Genomic DNA, 17753 nt, shown 5'->3' on the forward strand with positions numbered 1-17753 from the left:
TCATGGCACAGAACGGCGACCAGAACGGGCCCGGCGAGCGGAATGAGCCCGGCGACCAGAACGGGCCCGGAGAGCGGAATAGGCCCGGCGAGCAGACCGGCCGCGGCGAGCACGCGGCCGATGTCGGCCCCGCCTCCGGCACAGGCTCCGCTTCCGGCACCGGACCCGTCTACCGCGGCACGGACCACACAGCCGGCCCCGCCTCCGGCACAGGCTCCACCTCCCCCACCGGCCCCGTCTACCGCAGCTCGTACCCCGACGTCCCGCCCGTCGACCAGCCGATCCACGAAGCGGTGCTCGGCCGGGCGGCCGAGTACGGCGACACGGTCGCGCTGATCGACGGCGCGCACGGCACCACCGTCACCTACGCCCAGCTGGACCACTCCCACCGCCGCATCGCCGCCGCCCTCGCGTTCGCGGGGGTCCGCAAGGGCGATGTGCTGGCGCTGCACAGCCCCAACACGGTCGCGTACCCGAGCGTCTTCTACGGGGCCACGCGCGCGGGCGCCTCCGTCACCACCGTCCATCCGCTCGCCACGCCGGAGGAACTCGCGAACCAGCTCCGCGACTGCGCCGCCCGCTGGATCGTCACCGTGTCGCCGCTGCTCGAAGTCGCCCGGAGGGCCGCCGAACTGGTCGCCGGGATCGAGGAGATCTTCGTCTGCGACCGCGCGGACGGGCACGCGAGCGTACTCGACATGATCGGCTCGACCGCGCCCGAGCCGCGGGTCGCCATCGACCCGGCCGAGGACGTCGCGGCCCTGCCGTACTCCTCCGGCACCACGGGCCACCCCAAGGGCGTCATGCTCACCCACCGCTCCATCGCGACGAACCTGGCCCAGCTGCACCCGCTCCTGCCGATGAAACTCGGCGACCGGATCCTCGCCGTGCTGCCGTTCTTCCACATCTACGGCCTCACCGCGCTGATGAACTCGCCGCTGCGGCAGGGCGCCACCGTCGTCGTGCTGCCGCGCTTCGAACTCGACGGCTTCCTCGGCGCGATCGAGAAGCACCGCATCAACGGCCTGTACGTGGCTCCGCCGATCGTGCTCGCGCTCGCCAAGCATCCCGCGGTCGCCCGGTACGACCTGTCGTCGCTGGAGTACATCACCAGCGCCGCCGCCCCGCTGGACGCCGAGCTGGCCGCCGCCTGCTCGCAGCGGCTCGGACTGCCGCCGATCGGCCAGGCGTACGGCATGACGGAGCTGTCGCCGGGGACGCACGTCGTCCCGCTGGACGCCCCGAACCCGCCGCCGCCGGGGACCGTCGGCAGGCTGATCCCCTCGACGGAGATGCGGATCGTGTCGCTGGACGATCCTGGGAGGACGATGGGCCCCGGCGAGAACGGCGAGATCGTGATCCGGGGCCCGCAGGTGATGAAGGGCTATCTCGGCCGTCCCGACGCCACCGCCGACATGATCGACGCGGACGGCTGGCTCCGCACCGGCGATGTCGGCCGGGTCGACGAAGAAGGCTGGCTGTACGTCGTCGACCGGGTCAAGGAACTGATCAAGTACAAGGGCTTCCAGGTCGCGCCCGCCGAGCTGGAGGCGCTGCTGCTGACCCATGAGGGCATCGCCGACGCGGCCGTCGTCGGGGTGTACGACGAGGACGGAACCGAGATCCCCAAGGCGTACGTCGTACGGCAGGCGGCGGCCCCGGAGCTGACCGGGGACGAGGTGATCGCGTTCGTCGCCGAGCGGGTCTCCCCGTACAAGAAGGTCCGCCGGGTCTCCTTCATCGGCGCGGTGCCGCGCGCCGCCTCGGGAAAGATCCTGCGGCGCGAGCTGAGAGAGCCGGAAGACGGAGAGCGCGTATGAGCCCGCTGGTCACCACCGCGCACGAGCGCGGTATCACCACGCTGACGCTGGACTCGCCCGCGAACCGCAACGCCCTGTCGGCGCGGCTGGTGGGCGAGCTGGCGCAGGCGCTGGCCCGGTGCGCGAAGGACGACACCGTACGGGCGGTGGTCCTGACCCACACCGGGCCGGTCTTCAGCGCGGGCGCGGATCTGAAGGCCCCGCCGAATCCGTACACCTTCGTGGAACTGCTCCGGAAGATCGTGAGCCTGCCGAAGCCGGTGGTGGCCAGGGTGGCGGGGAAGACGCGGGCGGGCGGAATCGGCCTGGTCGGGGCCTGCGACCTGGCGGTGGCGTCCGCCGCGTCCGACTTCGCGTTCACGGAGGTACGGATCGGGGTCGCCCCCGCCGTGATCTCCCTGCCGCTCCTCCCGAGGCTGGATCCACGGGCGGCGGAGCGCTACTACCTGACCGGGGAGCGGTTCGACGCGGCCGAGGCGGCCCGTATCGGACTGCTGACGCTTGCCGCGGCCGACGTCGACGAGGGGCTCGCGCCGCTGCTCGGCGCGGTGCGCAAGGCGTCCCCGCAGGGGCTGGCCGCGTCGAAGCGCCTGGTCACGGCTAGGGTGCTGGAGACCTTCGACCGGGACGCGGAAGACCTGGTGCAGCGCTCGGCGACCCTCTTCGCGTCGCCCGAGGCGCGCGAGGGCATGACCGCCTTCCTCGAACGACGGGACCCCGCATGGGAGCTGTAGCCACATCGAGCGACACCCCGAGCGACGATCCGGGCCTCCGCGCACACCGCGACGCGGGCGCCCCGGAGGCTGCCCCCGCGCGTGGCCCGGAGCCTGTGCCTGCGCGTGGCCCGGAGCCTGAGCCCCCACGTGGCCCGGAACCCGCACCTGCGCCGGCTCAGGCTCTTGCGCCGGCTCAGGCTCCCGCGCCGGCTCAGGCTCCCGCGCCCGCGCGGGCCCCGAAGTCCGCGGCGTCCGCGAATCCGCCCAAGCAGGACCGGAGCCGGGCCACCCGGCAGCGGCTCCTGGAAGCCGCCGTGTCCTGCCTGGCGGAACACGGCTGGGCGGGTTCCACGGTCTCCGTCGTCGCCGAACGGGCGGGCGTCTCGCGGGGCGCGGCCCAGCACCACTTCCCGACACGGGAGGACCTGTTCACGGCGGCGGTCGAGTACGTCGCCGAGCAGCGTTCCTCCGCCCTGCGCGAGCTGCCCGCCCACAGCCGCGCGGAGGTCGTCACTGCCCTGGTCGACCTCTTCACGGGTCCGCTCTTCCGCGCGGCCCTCCACCTCTGGGTCGCCGCCTCCGACGAACCCCACCTCCACGCCCGCGTCACCGAACTGGAGGCGAGGGTGGGCCGCGAGACCCACCGCATCGCGGTCCGCCTCCTCGGCGTGGACGAATCACGCCCCGGCGTCCGTGAAACGGTCCAGGGCCTCCTGGACATGGCCCGGGGCCTGGGCCTGGCGAACCTGCTCACGGACGACGCGGCGCGACGGGAACGGGTGGTGCGGCAGTGGGCGGGGGTGCTGGACCAGGCACTGGGGTGACCGCCGGTTGCGGGCGACCGGAGGCCGGGGCTCGCGGCACCCCGGGCTCGCGGCACCCCGGGCTCGGAGGGCTCGGATCCTCGAAACCGCGCTCTCTGAGCGGAGCGGCGTGCTCAGGTCAGGCGCAGATTGCGTACTTTGCAGCGGATACCGGGAGCCCCTGCGAACTTGGCATCGATCGTGACCAGTTCTGCCTGAAGGTGCTCGGCAAGTGCGACGAACGAGGCGTCGTACGGCCACATGTTGTGCCGGAGTTGCCAGATGCGAGGCAGGAGCGGCATGTGCTCATAGCGTCTGAGCGCCATGCGTCCCAGGAGATTGAGAGCCCGCTCGGCTTCGGCGTCCGGGATTTTCTTGCCACGGGCCAGGCCACGCAGCACCGAGGCGCATTCCAGGTCGATGGCGTGTGGGGCCGCCAGCACATGGCTCGCCGCGTGAGCCCTCACCTCGTCGGCCAGAGAGTCCGAACCGACGAGGAGCGCCACGAGTGCCGAGGTGTCCAGAACCAGAACGCTCACCTGCGTGCCTCGCGCATATCCGCGATGGCTTCGGTGATGTCGTCGGCTGTGACCTGACCACGAGCCGCGATGGACCGAGCTTCCTCGGCGATCTCGGCGGGTGTGAGAAGTGATGCTTCACTCTTGATCATCTGTAGCAGATAGCTCTGCAGGGACTGACCGGCTCCAGCGGCGCGAACCTTCAACGTGCGTAGGTCGTCCTCCGGCACATCACGAACATGAACGGTTGCCATGCAAGCATTATAGCCCCAATGCAAGCAATGTGCTCCCGCTTGTGTGAGGGCTCAGCGCACCGTCGCGTCGTACCCCGCGATCTCGCGCGGATCCCGCGTGCCCGGCCCCACGTACCGGGCCGAAGGCCGCACCAGCCGGCCCGTGCGCTTCTGCTCCAGGATGTGCGCGGACCAGCCCGCCGTACGTGCACAGGTGAACATCGACGTGAACATATGCGCCGGGACCTCCGCGAAGTCCAGGACGATGGCGGCCCAGAACTCCACGTTCGTCGCCAGCACCCGGTCCGGGCGGCGGTTGTGCAGTTCCTCCAGCGCCGCCTTCTCCAGCGCCTCGGCGACCTCGTAGCGCGGCGCGTCCAGCTCCTTGGCCGTACGGCGGAGAACGCGCGCACGCGGGTCCTCGGCGCGGTAGACGCGGTGCCCGAAGCCCATCAGGCGCTCGCCCTTGTCCAGGGCCTGCCTGACGTACGCGCCCGCGTCGCCCGTCCGCTCGATCTCCTCGATCATGCCGAGGACGCGGGAGGGCGCGCCCCCGTGCAGCGGACCGGACATCGCGCCGACCGCTCCGGACAGCGCCGCGGCGACGTCCGCGCCGGTGGAGGCGATGACGCGGGCGGTGAAGGTGGAGGCGTTCATGCCGTGCTCGGCGGCGGAGGTCCAGTACGCGTCGACCGCCCGTACATGCCGGGGATCCGGCTCACCACGCCAGCGGATCATGAACCGCTCGACCACGGTCTGCGCCTTGTCGATCTCCCGCTGGGGAACCATCGGCAGGCCCTGCCCGCGGGCACTCTGTGCCACGTACGACAGCGCCATCACCGCCGCCCGCGCCAGATCCTCACGGGCCTGGTCCTCGCCGATGTCCAGCAGCGGTTTCAGGCCCCACACGGGCGCGAGCATCGCCAGCGCGGACTGCACGTCCACGCGTATGTCTCCGGAGTGCACCGGGATCGGGAACGGCTCGGCGGCCGGAAGCCCCGGATTGAAGGCGCCGTCGACGAGCAGCCCCCACACGTTCCCGAAGGACACCTTGCCGACGAGATCCTCGATGTCGACGCCCCGGTAACGGAGCGAACCGCCCTCCTTGTCGGGTTCGGCGATCTCCGTCTCGAACGCGACGACTCCTTCGAGCCCAGGTACGAAGTCGGACATCAGGCGGCTCCTCACGGTGCGTACGACAGGCCGGGTGCGGTGATCGGATGTCGACCGGGCACCCCGTTGATGCCCCGTTCGAGCGGTGGTCACCCGTTCGACGGGGCAGGAACGATATCTCCTGCTGTGGAAGGGCCACAGTGGCCCGGCCCCATATTTTGGCGGGTTCCGATGATGCGGGGGAAGCGTGAGAACCGGCACACTGCCTTATTTCGCCCGGCGAGGATTAGCGGCACTGCGTGCCGGGCAGACTGATGCGGTTCCCTGCGGCCGGGCTCCGCCACCCGGTTCGGTAGGTCGATTCGGCCGGTCCAGTGCATCCGGTGGGTCGGTACGGCCAGTAAGCCGGTACGGCCAGTCGGTCAGTACATCCGGTGGGTCGGTGGATCCTGTCGCTCACCGGTCCCTGTCGGTCAGCGGATCCTGTCGCTCACCGGTCCCTGTCGGTCAGCGGATCCTGTCGCTCACCGGTCCCTTTCGCTCACCGGTCCCTGTCGGTCAGCGGTCCCTATCGGTTCGGTCGGTGCCGCCGGTTACGAAGCCCCGGTCGGTTCCGCAGGCCCGGTCGGTCAGGCCGGTCCAGCCGGGATTCGGCCGGGATTCGGCCGGGATTCGGCCAGGTCCCAGACGGACCGGACCGCACAGGCCGGACCGCACAGGCCGGATCGGACGCGTTCGGTCAGGTCCGGTCAGGTCCGGTCCCGACCGTTTCACTCCTCTGGGGCAGGATGACCCCGTGACCGACCATGCCGCCACTTCGAACGCCGGGTCCTCGCACGCCGAGCCCTCGAACCCGGCCACTCCCCACGCCGTGCCGAATCCCGCCGCGATGCGGGAGCAGTACCGCTCCACACCGTTCCTGGAGGAGGATCTCGCGCCGACTCCCATCGAGCAGTTCGCCCGCTGGTTCCACCAGGCCGCGTCCTCCGGACTGCACGAGCCGAACGCCATGATCGTCTCCACCGCCACCCCCGACGGCCGCCCGTCGTCCCGCACGGTGCTGCTGAAGGAGTACGACTCGCGGGGCTTCGTCTTCTTCACGAACTACGCCTCCCGCAAGGGCCGGGAGATCACCGCCAACGCGTACGTCTCGCTGCTCTTCCCCTGGCACCCGATCGGCCGCCAGATCACCGTCACGGGCACGGCGGTCCGGATCGGCCGGGACGAGACGGCGGCGTACTTCCGCAGCCGCCCGCACGGCTCCCAGCTCGGCGCGTGGGCGAGCGAGCAGTCGTCGGTGATCGCCTCGCGGGACGAGCTGCTGACCCGGTACGAGGAGCTGGCGTCCCGCTATCCGGAGGGCGAGCAGGTCCCCGCGCCCCCGGAGTGGGGCGGTTTCCGGGTGAGGCCGGAGACGGTGGAATTCTGGCAGGGCCACGAGAACCGGCTCCATGACCGGCTGCGGTACGTACCCGGCGCGGCCGGGACCGCCGCCGCCTGGCACGTCGAGCGCCTGGCTCCCTAGCCACTTCCTGGCCAAGCCAGCCACTTCCTGCCACTTCCTGGCCAAGCCGCTGGGGCTCCCCAGCGCGGGCGGGAACGCAGAAACCCGCGGGCTCTGGTCCCTCCTTGCGGAGGGGCCGGCCGGACGTACCGGCGAGCCCGCGGGTCGGTGACTGCTTTGGATTGCGGCAGGAGGCCCGCCGACTGCACAGAGTGCGACGACGGGCCGCTAGCCCGCAGTCACCTCACGCGTCCGGATTGCATACATCTGCCAGACCACCTCCTTTCTTCGTGTGCCCCACACACTAAGAAGCCCCCGCGATCGGCTCAACCCAATTATTTGCCGGAATGCAGGTGTGTCCTGGGTCACGTTCGAGTTCAATGGTCTGACGTGCATCCATTCGCGCGGACGCGTCCTTGCAGGGGGCTCGGGATGAGTGCTTCCAAGAGTGAGACGGCCAACGCGCTCGGACCCGACGAGCCCGAGCGGAGCGGACCGGCGGCGGGCGATCCCGCCGAGGAGTCGGCCGAGGAACCGACCGCCGACGATTCGGCGGGATCCTCGGCCGGATCGGAGGAGCTGCTCGCCGCGCTCCTCGACGGCATGGACGCGGCGCTCTGCGCCTTCGACGCCGACGGCACGATCACGCACTGGAACCGCGAGGCCGCCCGTATCCTCGGCTGGTCCTCCGAGGAGGCCGTCGGCCGCCGAGGCTTCGCCGGCTGGGCGGTCAGGCGCGCCGACGCCGGTGAGGTCGAGGGGCGGCTGATGGCCGCGATGGACGTGCCGGGACGGCAGGTCCACGAGTTCGCGCTGCTGCGCAAGGACGGCGGGCGTGTCCTCGTACGCACCCAGTCGGCGCGGGTGCTCGGCACGGACGGGGAACCCGCCGGGGTGTACTGCGCCTTCAGCGAGGTGCACGCCCAGATCGATCTGGAGCGGTCGATCGCCCTCAGCGAAGCCCTCTTCGACGACGCGTCCTGGGGCGTCGTCCTCGTGGACGTCGATCTGCGGCCGACGGTCGTCAACGGCTACGCGGCGCGTGCGCTGGGAGCGGGCCGCACCTCACCGCTCGGGCGGCCACTGGGCGAACTGCTCGTCCAGGGCGTGGAGGAGCTGGAAGGCTCCCTCCACCACGTCCTGGCGGAGGGCCCGCCCCGCGCGCTCAGCGAGGTGTGGGTGACGCTGGCGCACGGCCCGGAGAAACAACGCCGCCGCTGCTGGCGGAGCGGCTTCCTCCGGCTGGCCTCCCCGCTCGCGGAGGAGCCCGTGCCCCTCGGCGTCGGCTGGCTCTTCCACGACGTCACCGAGCGGAAACTCGCCGAACAGGACGCCGACCGTCTCCGCTTCCGCACCAGCCAGCTCCACCGCGCCGGCCGGGCCGCCTCCGAGTGCGAGAACCCGATGGAGGCGGCGACGGCGTACCTCGACTTCGCCCTGGCGGGCTTCGCCGACCACGTCCTGTTGGACCTCCTCGAACCGGGCGGCGGAGGTCGCCTCATCCGCACCGCCGCCACCCCGACCGGCGCGCCGGGCCCCTGCGGCCCCGTCGCCGGAGGCGGCATCCCGATCCGCTACGCCCAGGGCCACCCCGCCCTCCAGTCCGCCGAACGGGGCGGCTCGGTCCGCGCCGACGCCCCCGACTCCGCACCCCCCGAAACGGTCGCCGCCTGGCCGAAGGACCGCCAGTGGCCCGACGGCATGATCCACGCCCTCTGCACGGTCCTCCGCAGCCGCGGCCGAGTCCTCGGCGTGGTCACCTTCCTCCGCGGCCCGACCCGCCCGGCCTTCGAACGCCCCGACGCGGTGTACGCGGAGAGCATGTCGGTCCTGACGGCCTCGGCGGTGGACCTGGCACGGCTGAGCGCCGAGGAGTGAGAGAGCGTCCGCCGACCGCGACCTCGCGCGCGCTCGGGCCGGTACCGAGGCGTCCGATCCGCTGGGCTTCTGCCCGCGGTCCGCGTTAGCGTCGGGTCCCATGATCGTATGGCTCAACGGAACCCATGGCGCGGGCAAGACGACGACCAGCGCGCTCGTGCAGCAGCTGATCCCGGATTCACGGGTGTTCGACGCCGAGAAGGTCGGCGAGACCCTCATGGACATCACACCGGGGCTGCCCTGGACGGGCAACTTCCAGGACTGGCCGCCGTGGCGGCCGCTCGTGGTCGAGACCGCCCGCCGCGTACTCGACTACGCCGGTGGCACTCTGGTGATGCCCATGACCGTCCTGGTCGAGGAGTACTGGCGGGAGATCAGCACGGGCCTCGCCGAACATGCCGTTCCGGTACGGCACTTCGTCCTCCACGCCGACCAGGAAACCCTCCGCGGACGCATCGAGGGGGACACCGATCTCGGCCCGTCCCCCTTCCGTCTCCAGTACCTTGAGCCCTACGCCGAGGCGGCCCGCACATGGCTGCACGCCGAGGCCGAGGTCGTCGACACCACGCACCTCACGCCCGCCCAGGCCGCCCTGCGGATCGCGGAGGCCGTCAAGAGTTGAGGTCCGCCCCAAGCCGACCCGCCGCAGTCGACCCTCGCCCGGCCGGCCTGGCCTCCCGCCCGCCCGGCCTGGATCGTCCGCAACTGCGGGGAATCAATACCCTTTTCCATCAGGGGAGTTGGGGCAGATCTCAGCCTGCCGGATGATTCGCGAAGCCTCCCGGCACGCCAAGGTTCAGCTTGGCCTCGTTCAGTGAGCGGAAGGACTTCCCCCGTGCAGGTACTCAGACGACGAGTGGTGCCACCGCTGGCGGTGATCGTCATGGCGACCCTCGCTCCCGTGCTCGCCGTCTCCCCGTCCGCCGCCGTCACCTCGGCGAGCCCGGGGGATCAGTACACCCGGCAGGGAGTGACATGGGGGGACTGCGGCCCCGATATGCCCGCTTCGATCCGGTGCGCCACCGTCACGGTGCCGCTGGACTACGACCGTCCCCGCGGCGAGACGATCGAGGTCGCGATATCCCGCGTCGAGGCCGCCGACCCGGCCAAGCGACGCGGTGTGCTGCTCTCCAACCCCGGCGGCCCCGGCCTTCCGGGGCTGGCGCTGCCGCTGGACCTGGCGGCGCGGCTGCCCGCCGAGGTGAAGGACCGGTACGACCTGATCGGGCTCGACCAGAGGGGCGTCGGCCGGAGCGCGCCCGTCGAGTGCGGGCTGACCGACCAGGAGCGGCCGTGGCCGGTCCGGTTCACCCCGGCGACGTACGGGAGGGACATCGCGGCGGCCCGGACGGTCGCGGACAAGTGCCAGGCCAAGTACGGCGACTCGCTCCGGCACTTCACCACCCGTAACACCGCGCGGGACATGGACGTCATCCGGGCCGCTCTCGGGGAGAAGAAGATCTCCTACGTGGGCTACTCGTACGGCACCTACCTCGGAGCCGTCTACACCCAGATGTTCCCGAAGCGTGCCGACCGGTTCGTCCTCGACAGCGCCGTGGACCCCCAGCTCGTGTGGCGGGGGATGTTCCAGAAGTGGGGGTCGGAGGCCGATCCGGCGTTCGAGCGGTGGGCCCGGTGGACGGCCGAGCGGGACGCGACGTACCGCCTCGGCGACACGCCCGCCGAGGTCGCCGAGACCTTCTGGGACATCGTCGCCCAGGCCGACCGCACACCCATCGTCGTGGGCACGAAGACCGTCACAGGCGCGGGGATACGGGACTACATGCGTGCCGAGTTCTTCTACACCACCTCCGGCTGGGCCTCCGACCTGGTCGTCGTCCTCAGAGACGCCGCCGCCGGAAAGCCGACCGCGGATCTGCCCTTCTTCGGGGACCCGAGCGACAACCGGGTCTCCTCGCAGTGGGCCGTCATGTGCGGCGACACGTCCTCCTGGCCGCAGAACCCGGAGACGTACCGTCAGGACTCCCTGCGGGACGCGGACCGCTACCGGCTGTACGGGGACTTCCCCTCCACGATCGCGCCCTGCGCGTTCTGGGGCGAGAACGCCGAGTCCGCCACCCGGATCGACAACAGGGTCCCGGCGCTGATCATCCAGAACGAGTGGGACCCGCAGACTCCCCTGTCCAGCGCTCTCGGCATGCGCCGGGCCCTCAAGGGCTCGCGGATGGTGACCGCCGCCGGGGGAGAGGGGCACATCGTCTACGCCTTCGGCGGGAACCCGTGCGCGGACGCCGCCGGTTCCACGTATCTGACCACGGGTCGGCTCCCGGCCGCAGACGTCACCTGCGGGGTCGCCGCGAGCCGGAAGGCCGCGGATGCGACGGAGGCTCCCGCCCGGCTGTCGGCGCCGGCGTTCCGCTGAGCCCGGCCGCCGGCCGGTAACCGGGGACCCGTCGCCAGTCTGGAGCCCCAGCCGAGCCCCGACGCCTTCCGTCACCCCCTCCGGTGGCGGGAGGCGTCCGTCGTTCCTGGCCGGAGCAGGTCGGTCCGGTCGGGTCCGGTCGGGTCGGGTCCGGTCGGGTCGGGTCCGTCCCGCTCCGGCCCGGTGGCCGGGTCCCCGCCCGGACGGCAGTCGGGGCTCAGCCCGCCGCGATCGCCCTGAGCGCGCCCAGATGGCGCTCGTACACCGCCCGGCCCTTCTCGGTCAGCGCCAGCCAGGTCCGCGGCCGGCGTCCGACCCGGCCCTTGTCGACGGCCAGCAGGCCCGCCTCCTCCAGGGAGGCGACCTGCTTGGACAGCGCGGAGTCGGTGACCTCGACGAGGTCGCGTACGAAGCCGAACTCGGCCTTGTCGACGGGCGCGAGGGCGGCCACGATCGACAGGCGCACCGGCGCGTTGAGCAGCGGTTCGAGGTCGTGGCGCGGGTGGCTGCCCGGAAGTCGGCCGCCGGGGTCCGGCGCCGGGTCCCGCATCGGGTCGGGAGCGGGATCAGGGGCCGGATCCGGATGCGGGTGCGGGTTCCGCGTGGTCATGACGTGTACCGGCGCTCACGCCACGCCGCGACGGCCGGAGTGAGCGCGCACCACACCGTGGCGACTACGGCGAAGGGCACGCTGCCCTCGAAAACGGTCGTGCTCAGCGCGACCGCCAGCGCGAAGGCCGCGACCCAGGACCCCATCACCTTGCCGTGCCGGGCGCCGAACCCCCGGCGTATGACGCGCTGGCGGGCCGCGTACACGCTGAGCGCCGACACCAGCAGGAGGTTGGCCAGGGTGAAGATCAGCGCGGCGACGAGGCCGCGCCACAGGAGGGCCATCGGTACGAGCACGAGCTGCGCGGCGGCGAACACCCAGAGGTAGCGCGCGTACCAGTCGCTCCGCTTACGGGCCTCGCTCTCCACGTCGGCCGCGCGCCCGAGTGCCCCGCCTGCGTCGGCGAAGTCGTTCATGTCTCCCCCTTCTTCGAGCTTCGAGCCTGTCCGGGCTTCTTCGGTCTCGTTCGAGCCCGTGTCACGGCGTCGGCGACGGCGCGGGAGCGCCCACCTTGCGATTGCCGGATTGCCGGATTGTCAGAGTGTCAAATACTTGCCATATTGGCAAGTAGATGCTCAGAGGGCATGTTCGCATGCCGGTGCACGGCTGACGCCTCCGCATGCGGGTGCCCGCCCCTGACCGGGAACCCTGCCGCAGCGCGTACGGGCCCCTGTGCCGCCCCTCGCGGCAGGCCGTGCCCGCGTCACGGGTCGCCGATGAGGCCGCGGAAGTCGACGCTCTCCGCGATGGCGCGCTGGCCCGCGTCGTTGGGGTGGATGTGGTCGCCGGAGTCGTAGGCGGGGCGGATACGCGTCGGGTCGGCGGGATCCTTGAGAGCGGCGTCGAAGTCGAGGACGCCGTCGAAGAGTCCGCCGGGGAGTCCGCCGGGGAGTCCGCCGCGCCGGATGTACGCGTTGACCGCCTGGCGGCAGCGTTCACCGGCCGGATCGTAACGGAGGAACCCTCTGTACGGCGGGATGGTGGTGGCGACGACCCGCACACCTCGGGCGCGGGCGCGGGCCGTGAACTGCTGGAGACCGCCGATGATCGCCCGCGGGTCGTACTGGTGCGGCGGCTGCTGGATGTCGTTGATGACGTCGGTGAGGACGACGGTGCGGACGTCCGGGACCGCGAGCGCGTCGCGTTCCTGACGGTCCAGCGAGCTGGGAGCGCCGGCCGCGTTCCGGGTGAGAAGCCGGGTCGCGCCGACGCTGGCGTTGACGACCGACACGGGCAGGCCGGCCTCCTCGAGGCGTCGGCCCACCTGTTCGGGCCAGGCGGTCCCGGGTGCGAGGCGGTAGCCGCCGGAGACCGACGCGCCGATCACCACGAGGGTCTGGGGCGAGTGGACGGCGAGCGGCTCGGGGATCGAGGGGGTGATCGGCAGGACCCAGCACAGGGCGAAGAGAACGGCCGCCAGAACGGCCGCCCGGAACGTGTCGAACAGTGGAGCCACGTCAGCGCCCGCCCGTGGCCGCTCTGCGGGCCGCGCGGCTCCGGCCGCCCCGCAGGATCAGCCGCCTGCCGGGCTGCTCGACCCAGCGGTACAGAGCCCAGGACAGAGCGATCGACACGGCGAAGACGGCCGCGGCGACGGCCAGCGCGGGCAACGACCCGAATCCGGGACGCGTGCCGACGAAGGGCTCCACGGTCCGCATGACCAGAATGTGGACCATGTAGAAGGCGAAGGACCACTCGCCGAGTCGCACCAGCCACCGGCGGCGCCACAGCGACGGGGCGCGGTGCAGATCGTTGAGCGCGGCCGCCGGGATGAGACAGGCCAGCCCGATCACCGTGTACGCGGCGTAACTGCCGGGGCCGGGGAACTGGTAGGCGAGGAAGTAGCCGATGAGGGTGAGCCCCATGGCCGCCTCCGACCCCGGTCCGCGCCACTGCCCGGTCTGGACGAGACGGCCGATCGCGACGCCGAGGACGAACTCGGGGAACCGGGCGAGCGGGAAGGAGTGCAGCGTCCACTCCAGCGCGTACGAGGAGTTCAGCCACGGCAGCAGGATCACGGTCGCGGTGCACGCCACCGTCAGCGCTTCGAGGCCGCGCGGGCCCATGCGGCGTATCCCCGCGTACAGGGCGGGGAAAGTGGCGTAGAAGAACGCCTCGCAGATCAGCGACCAGCTGACCGGATTCAGCGCCTGCCACCACTCCGCTTTCCAGGAGCTGACGAGCAGCAGGTTCGCGGCGCCCTCCGCGAGACCGCTGGGACGGAATCTGGGCACCAGGGTGAACGCCAGCACCAGCGCCGCGACCGCGGTGACCAGATGCACTGGGTAGACACGGGCGATGCGCCGCCGCCAGAACCGCCTCGCGCCCACACCCGGCCGGGCCGACCAGGCCAGCACGAAGCCGGACAGGATGAAGAAGAACGACACCCCCGTCGCACCTGCCCCGAAGGCCCAGTCGACGACCTGCGCGCTGTCCCCGCTGAAGTATCTGAAGTTGCCCACGTGGAAGGCGAAGACCACGAACGCCGCCGCCCAGCGCATACCCGTCAGGGACGGCAGCGGAGATCCAGCGGTCGGCGGTGTCGGTGCCGGAGCGCGTGCGGGTGCCGGGACCAGCGCTCTGTCGGATCGCAGCACCTGGAGCGTCATGGACGCACCTCCGCGATACGGGGGAGCGGCGGGCCGCTGAACACGGCGACGGATATGGGGGCGTGCATGCGGAGAGTCCTGTCACAAGGGTTCGTCCGTCACCTCTGCGCGCGGCGCGCGGAAGCGCCGGCACGGGCGACGCCCGAACCTGCTCGGGCGGATGGTCCACCACGTGAACAACGGGGTGGTGCGCGGCATGAGCCGGCCGCGGGGCGTGCTGTCGCTCCGCGAACCCGGTGGTTTCCGGGGGCGGACGCGCCGGTGACGCCCGGCGCGCTCCTCTGCTCGCGCGGCCCGGTGTCTGTCCGGGCCGATCGGCGACTGGGGACGTCGGTACGGCGGTGGTGGCGGTGACACGTTCCCGGAGCGTCCTGAGTCGGAGTGTTCCGAACCTCGTTGGGCCGTTCCGAGCCGTGTTGGCCGGATTCCGGGCCTCGTTGCCCCGGTTCCGGGCTGCGCTGAGCCGGTTCTGGGCTGCGCCGAGCCGGTTCCGGGCCGTGTCGGGCCGCCGGGGGTCAGGGGTCGTTCTCGCCCATGTCGCCGCGCTCACCGAGGAGTTCCGGAGCGCGCTGCCGAGGATCGGCCAAGGGCGCTCGCCGATGTGAAAGCGGGCGACGCCACTGGGGATCGTGGTCGCGACGGTCCGTCAGAAGCCGGTGTCGGCAGGCGGGCAGGGGCCGTCCGGCAGGGATCGGCGGCAGCCCGGCCGTCGTGTCGCGCTCGGCCGGGGCGGAACGGCGTGGGGGGCATCGGGTCTCCTCCTGGGTAGGGCGGACCGTAGGAACGCGGCCTCCTTCCGCCTGTCCGCAACCCGGCTCCCCCATGCCCCGCGCCTTGGCCGCGACGGCGTCCGCACGCTCCCGGCGGCCGGTCGGCCCCCTCCGGCCCGCGCCCGCGCCCACGGTCGCGCACCCTGCGTACGCCATCGCCGGACGGAGACTCGGGGGCATCGGGACTCCCGCTGTCCGCGCAGGCATCATCGTCTTCATGTCACGGGTTTGTCCGGACGACCCGGAGGGGTTCCCCAAACGTGACGTATGCCACAGCGGCTCGGGGAGGCTCTCCGGGCTCCGGCGTCCCGTCTCGGATGATCGGGTCCTTGGTGATGCCCGCAACTCGCATTGGCCGCATCGGCCGCATCGACCGGAGGGGCTGAGGCGCTGTGGCGCGGGAAATCACTGTTGATCCGGCCCCGGACGCACGGTTGTCCGGGGCGGACTCAGCTCAGTTGATTCAGTTGATCCGGTCGTCGCCGCTGTTCGGTCAGGGCAGGAGCGTCTCTGCCTGCGGGTCGAAGCAGTTGAGGCCCATCGACGCGGCGACCGCCGCCGCGTGGACAGCCGCTTCCTCGGCCATGCTCCAACGTATGGGGAAGTAGATCAGCGGGCCGCTGGCCTCCCCGATCAGCGGACCGCTCGACCACGGCGAGATGTCGTCCACGTCTTCGGTGAGGTCGGGCCACCGTTCCAGGAGCGCGGCGACATAGGCCGCGATCTGCTCGGTCGGAGGAACGTCGGCTCCGTCCGCGTCGATGTACGTGTCGTACAGATCGTTGAAGCACTGGGCCGCGGCGGCGTCATCCGCCGGCCGCTCGCCTTCCCAGACGGCAAGGTCATAACTCATGGGCGAAGCCTGCCATCCGGCACTGACAGCGGCACCGACACGCGAGTCCGCTTCCGGAGACGAACGAGCGTGGGGGAACGGAACGGAAGGCGTTCCCCCACGGACGGGCACAGGGAGTGAGGGACAGACGTCCCTCACTCCCTTCGCCGCGCTCAGCGGCCAGATCCGTTGAAGGCCGGAACGGCGTCTTCGGACCCCGCCCCCGACCCGTGAGGTCACCCTTGGCGGTAGAAGATGCGGTCCCGGTACTCCGACATCACCCGCCCGTTCCACTCGTGTCCGCCGTCCACATTCGCCGACCTCAGCAGCGGCGGCTCTACGCCACGCGCCACCAGGCTCTCCGCCGCCGTCGCCATCATCGCCTGCATCAGCGCGCTGGTGACGACGGTGGACGCGGGGGCGAAGGGAGCCTCGATGCCCTCGTGCGTCAGTTCCGCGTCGCCGATCGCGATCCTGGAGTCGAGGATGATGTCGCAGTGGTCCTTGAGGAAGGTGCCCGAGGCGTTCCGTGGCTCCGTGGCCTTCGCGTACGCGACCGAGGTCACGCCGATGACGGTGATCCCGAGCGCCCGCGCGTGGAGAGCCATCTCGACGGGGAGGGTGTTGCGCCCGGAGAGGGAGATGATGACGAGCACGTCCCCCGCCCGCGCGGGGCTCGTGTCGAGAACGGCCGTGGCGAGGCCGTCGACCCGCTCCAGCGCCGAACCGAGCGTCGCCGGGATGACGTCGACGCCGACCGCGCCGGGAACGGCGAGGAGGTTCATCACGGCGAAGCCGCCGGCCCGGTAGACGACGTCCTGCGCGGCCAGCGAGGAGTGCCCCGCGCCGAAGGCGAAGAGCCGGCCGCCCGCCGCGACGGCGTCGGCGATCGCCTCGCCCGCGGCCGCGATGTTCTCCGCCTCCTCCTCCCGCACCCTTGCCAGGAGGCCGATCGCCGCGTCGAAGAACTGACCGGCCAGCTTGCTTTCGCCCATCGCCGAGCCCTTTCCGAAGGTGAAGTACCCGGTCCGTGACGTACGCGTCCGGGTACGCAGAGGACGGGAAACGCGCCCGGGAACGCCCGTGCCGCGGATCACGTTGCGGTCTGGACCATTGTGCTGTCAATACGGCCCAGGACACAGGGTTGCCCGAGGGCGGCACGGTTGTCAGTCGGATGCGTAAGAATTGAGTCCGGGGCCGCAGCGCACGAATCTTCGAGGGGCACGTATGTCCGGATTGATCGATACGACGGAGATGTATCTCCGCACCATCCTTGAGCTGGAGGAGGAAGGTGTGGTTCCCATGCGCGCCCGTATCGCTGAGCGACTCGACCAGAGCGGTCCGACGGTCAGCCAGACCGTGGCCCGTATGGAGCGGGACGGCTTGGTGACGGTCGCCGGGGACCGCCATCTGGAGCTGACGGAGGAGGGCAGGCGACTGGCGACGCGCGTGATGCGCAAGCACCGGCTCGCGGAGTGTCTGCTCGTCGACGTGATCGGCCTGGAGTGGGAGCAGGTTCACGCCGAGGCGTGCCGCTGGGAGCATGTGATGAGCGAGGCGGTGGAGCGGCGCGTGCTGGAGCTGCTGCGCCACCCGACCGAGTCCCCGTACGGGAACCCGATTCCGGGTCTGGAGGAGCTGGGGGAGAAGGCCGAGGCCGACCCCTTCCTGGACGCGGGCATGGTCTCCCTCGCGGAACTGGACCCGGGCGAGGACGGCAAGACGGTGGTGGTCCGCAGGATCGGCGAGCCGATCCAGACGGACGCCCAGCTGATGTACACGCTCCGCCGCGCGGGCGTGCAGCCCGGCTCGGTCGTGAGCGTGACGGAGTCGGCGGGCGGAGTCCTCGTGGGCAGCGGCGGCGAGGCGGCCGAGCTGGAGTCGGACATCGCCTCGCATGTGTTCGTAGCGAAGCGCTGAAGGCTGCGACCGGAGGCGTTCTCGGCGAACCACTCCGGTCGCAG

Annotated in this window: 17 protein-coding genes; 8 read left to right on the forward strand and 9 right to left on the reverse strand. The window is 71.5% G+C overall.

Annotated elements, in window-relative coordinates; genetic code table 11:
* The first annotated feature begins 2 nt into the window (after window positions 1–2).
* The 3 genes from ACWEFL_RS14810 to ACWEFL_RS14820 all read left to right on the forward strand — a co-directional run bounded on the left by ACWEFL_RS14810 (window position 3) and on the right by ACWEFL_RS14820 (window position 3360).
* Window positions 3–1820, forward strand: coding sequence for a 4-coumarate--CoA ligase family protein (locus ACWEFL_RS14810; protein ID WP_451711754.1), 1818 nt, complete (start codon window positions 3–5; stop codon window positions 1818–1820).
* Entirely contained in the window at window positions 1817–2554 is a 738-nt protein-coding gene (locus ACWEFL_RS14815; protein ID WP_451711757.1) for an enoyl-CoA hydratase family protein, read from the forward strand. The genes ACWEFL_RS14810 and ACWEFL_RS14815 overlap by 4 nt, the downstream gene beginning before the upstream one ends.
* 284 nt (window positions 2555–2838) lie before the next feature.
* On the forward strand, window positions 2839–3360 hold the full coding sequence (locus ACWEFL_RS14820; protein WP_451712108.1) for a TetR/AcrR family transcriptional regulator: 522 nt from the start codon (window positions 2839–2841) through the stop codon (window positions 3358–3360).
* Between the two features lie 113 nt (window positions 3361–3473).
* Here ACWEFL_RS14820 and ACWEFL_RS14825 read toward each other — a convergent pair whose 3' ends face one another.
* Genes ACWEFL_RS14825 through ACWEFL_RS14835 form a run of 3 tightly spaced genes read right to left on the reverse strand, consistent with a single transcriptional unit; the run spans window position 3474 to window position 5263 of the window.
* On the reverse strand, window positions 3474–3878 hold the full coding sequence (locus ACWEFL_RS14825) for a type II toxin-antitoxin system VapC family toxin (protein WP_451711759.1): 405 nt from the start codon (window positions 3876–3878) through the stop codon (window positions 3474–3476).
* Window positions 3875–4111 (reverse strand): FitA-like ribbon-helix-helix domain-containing protein, encoded by a 237-nt coding sequence (locus ACWEFL_RS14830; RefSeq protein ID WP_451711762.1) that lies wholly within the window; start codon window positions 4109–4111, stop codon window positions 3875–3877. The genes ACWEFL_RS14825 and ACWEFL_RS14830 overlap by 4 nt, the downstream gene beginning before the upstream one ends.
* Window positions 4112–4162: 51 nt before the next feature.
* Entirely contained in the window at window positions 4163–5263 is a 1101-nt protein-coding gene (locus tag ACWEFL_RS14835) for a citrate synthase 2 (protein ID WP_451711765.1), read from the reverse strand.
* Between the two features lie 829 nt (window positions 5264–6092).
* Between ACWEFL_RS14835 and pdxH the strand changes: the two genes are divergently transcribed.
* From pdxH to ACWEFL_RS14855, 4 genes are all read left to right on the forward strand, one after another.
* Complete coding sequence (gene pdxH / locus ACWEFL_RS14840; protein WP_451712110.1) at window positions 6093–6728, forward strand: pyridoxamine 5'-phosphate oxidase; 636 nt, start codon at window positions 6093–6095, stop codon at window positions 6726–6728.
* Window positions 6729–7139: 411 nt separating this feature from the next.
* Window positions 7140–8585 carry a PAS domain-containing protein gene (locus ACWEFL_RS14845; RefSeq protein ID WP_451711767.1) on the forward strand — a complete coding sequence of 482 codons (1446 nt, stop codon included), beginning with the start codon at window positions 7140–7142 and terminating at the stop codon, window positions 8583–8585.
* Window positions 8586–8685: 100 nt separating this feature from the next.
* Window positions 8686–9207, forward strand: a complete 522-nt coding sequence (locus tag ACWEFL_RS14850) for an AAA family ATPase (protein WP_451711769.1) — start codon at window positions 8686–8688, stop codon at window positions 9205–9207.
* A gap of 213 nt (window positions 9208–9420) precedes the next feature.
* A complete protein-coding gene (locus ACWEFL_RS14855) occupies window positions 9421–10968 on the forward strand; it encodes an alpha/beta fold hydrolase (protein ID WP_451711772.1) in 1548 nt (515 codons plus the stop codon).
* Window positions 10969–11185: 217 nt separating this feature from the next.
* Here the strand turns inward: ACWEFL_RS14855 and ACWEFL_RS14860 are convergent, their stop codons facing one another.
* The 6 genes from ACWEFL_RS14860 to ACWEFL_RS14885 all read right to left on the reverse strand — a co-directional run bounded on the left by ACWEFL_RS14860 (window position 11186) and on the right by ACWEFL_RS14885 (window position 16784).
* Window positions 11186–11518, reverse strand: coding sequence for a winged helix-turn-helix domain-containing protein (locus ACWEFL_RS14860; RefSeq protein ID WP_451712113.1), 333 nt, complete (start codon window positions 11516–11518; stop codon window positions 11186–11188).
* A 56-nt stretch (window positions 11519–11574) separates the two neighbouring features.
* Complete coding sequence (locus ACWEFL_RS14865) at window positions 11575–11994, reverse strand: hypothetical protein (protein WP_451711775.1); 420 nt, start codon at window positions 11992–11994, stop codon at window positions 11575–11577.
* Window positions 11995–12281: 287 nt separating this feature from the next.
* Window positions 12282–13034 carry a GDSL-type esterase/lipase family protein gene (locus ACWEFL_RS14870; protein WP_451711778.1) on the reverse strand — a complete coding sequence of 251 codons (753 nt, stop codon included), beginning with the start codon at window positions 13032–13034 and terminating at the stop codon, window positions 12282–12284.
* Window position 13035: 1 nt separating this feature from the next.
* On the reverse strand, window positions 13036–14187 hold the full coding sequence (locus ACWEFL_RS14875) for an acyltransferase family protein (protein WP_451711781.1): 1152 nt from the start codon (window positions 14185–14187) through the stop codon (window positions 13036–13038).
* Between the two features lie 1263 nt (window positions 14188–15450).
* Entirely contained in the window at window positions 15451–15810 is a 360-nt protein-coding gene (locus ACWEFL_RS14880) for a hypothetical protein (RefSeq protein ID WP_451711783.1), read from the reverse strand.
* A gap of 215 nt (window positions 15811–16025) precedes the next feature.
* Entirely contained in the window at window positions 16026–16784 is a 759-nt protein-coding gene (locus ACWEFL_RS14885) for an SIS domain-containing protein (RefSeq protein WP_451711786.1), read from the reverse strand.
* 232 nt (window positions 16785–17016) lie between these two features.
* On the opposite strand from ACWEFL_RS14885, the gene ACWEFL_RS14890 reads away from it, so the two are divergent.
* Window positions 17017–17709, forward strand: coding sequence for a metal-dependent transcriptional regulator (locus ACWEFL_RS14890; protein WP_451711788.1), 693 nt, complete (start codon window positions 17017–17019; stop codon window positions 17707–17709).
* Window positions 17710–17753: the final 44 nt, after the last annotated feature.

The organism is Streptomyces sp. NPDC004838 (genome assembly GCF_053600955.1).